The following is a 1,983-nucleotide window of genomic DNA, read 5'->3' on the forward strand; positions in this document are numbered from 1 at the left end:
AACCAGCGGTCTGCCTTTTCCTCCTTTCTCTCGCAGTTTCCCGGTAAGCATATTACTGCTACTATGACCGTTTTGTTATTACAGCCGAGTGAGTGGGTCGCAACCATCTATATATTAACTCAAATCAACTCTATATGCCAACTCTTTCTATATTTTTGTTTTGCTTATATCCCAACACCGAACCGGGTACAGTTACGGTGTGGGACTTACGCCAATTGAGTTAAACTTGAGATTTTAGATTTTCCTCCCAGCGGTAAGGTGATCCGTGCGTACCCTACAGATAGAGGTTCTGCGTCCAGGACTGTTTTACAGCAGATTCCACATTTATGAACGACACCCGCCTATCTATCTATCCCCGCCTTAGGGACACGGGATCCGGCGGTTGTCCCTACTTCATAAACCTGGAATACGCTGTAGATTTGTCCTCCCATCTAAAATCTAAAATCTAAAATCTAAAATTGATTAAGCGTGCTTTTTCAACCAGCTAAACATAGCTCGCAAATCTTTACCAACTTCTTCAATAGGATGTTCAGCTTCCCGACGGCGCATGGAAGTAAAGCCCGGTTTGCCGGCTTGGTTTTCCAGAACGAATTCGCGGGCAAATTGACCGGATTGAATTTCGCTGAGAATTTTCCGCATTTCGGCGCGGGTTTGATCCGTAACGATGCGGGGGCCGCGAGTTAAATCGCCGTATTCTGCGGTATTGGAGATGCTGTCGCGCATTTTGGCGAGGCCTCCTTCTACTACTAAGTCAACGATAAGTTTAACTTCGTGCAAACATTCAAAATAAGCTAATTCCGGTTGATATCCGGCGTTAACTAAAGTTTCAAATCCAGCTTTAATTAATGCGCTCAAACCGCCGCACAAAACTACTTGTTCGCCAAAAAGATCGGTTTCTGTTTCTTCGCGGAAAGTGGTTTCAAGGATGCCGGCTCTGGTGCCGCCGATACCTTTAGCATAGGCCATTGCTCGATCGCGCGCTTGACCGGAAGCATCTTGATATACTGCAAACAAACTCGGAACGCCTTCCCCTTGTTCGTAAGTCCGCCGCACCAAGTGTCCAGGGCCTTTGGGGGCAACCATTACTACGTCTACAGTGGCAGGGGGAACAACTTGGCCGAAGTGAATGTTAAAACCGTGAGCAAATGCTAAAACATTTCCTTCTGAAAGGTTCGGTTCAATTTGTTCTTTGTAAACGGTTTTTTGAACTTCATCGGGCAATAAAATCATGATGAAGTCAGCGGCGGCTGCTGCTTTGTCTACCGGGTGAACTGTTAAACCCGCGTCGGTTGCTTTGGCGGCAGATTTGCTACCGGGATACAAACCGACAACGACATTCATGCCGCTATCTTTGAGGTTGAGGGCGTGGGCGTGCCCTTGGGAACCGTAGCCGATGATAGCAATCGTTTTGTTGGCTAAGAGGTCGAGGTTCGCGTCGGTGTCGTAATACATACGGGCCATAGTGCTTGTTTCCTGAAATGCAAATTGGGTGATTGACTGCAAAACTCTCATTTTATCAAAGTAGGGTGCTTTTTTTGCAGAAATTTTCCATATTAAGATTTGGGCGGGGGAAAATTCAGGCCGATCGCCCTGAATTTAGCAGGGTTGGTGGCGGAGTCTGCGATCGTCAAATATAATTGTCAATAGCGTGCTGTGCTGTTGAAAACCTCACATCTTGCACCATTCTCGCTTAACAGGCAAGATGCCTGTTCCACAAGAAAATTCACTCTTTGTGGAACAGGCATCTTGCCTGTTCATAAAAAGCTTATTGAGAATGGTGCAACATCTTGGTGGCGGAGTCTGCGATCGTCAAATATAATTGTCAATAGCGTGCTGTGCTGTTGAAAAAACCTCACATCTTGCACCATTCTCGCTTAACGCAAGATGCCTGTTCCACAAGAAAATTCACTAGACCTCTTGCAAAAGTCATTTTCATAAATTTATTGGACGGGCAAGATGCCCATCCCACAAGAAAAAATAACT

General features: G+C 45.9%; 1 protein-coding gene. It reads right to left on the reverse strand.

Going from position 1 to position 1,983, the window contains the following annotated elements:
* Window positions 1-462: 462 nt before the first annotated feature.
* Window positions 463-1,461: a ketol-acid reductoisomerase gene (gene ilvC / locus ACUVJL_RS37280; RefSeq protein WP_445250414.1), complete on the reverse strand. Its 999-nt coding sequence runs from the start codon at window positions 1,459-1,461 to the stop codon at window positions 463-465.
* Between the last annotated feature and the right edge of the window lie 522 nt (window positions 1,462-1,983).

The organism is Microcoleus sp. OTE_8_concoct_300, from assembly GCF_031383065.1.
Classification (GTDB): domain Bacteria; phylum Cyanobacteriota; class Cyanobacteriia; order Cyanobacteriales; family Microcoleaceae; genus Microcoleus.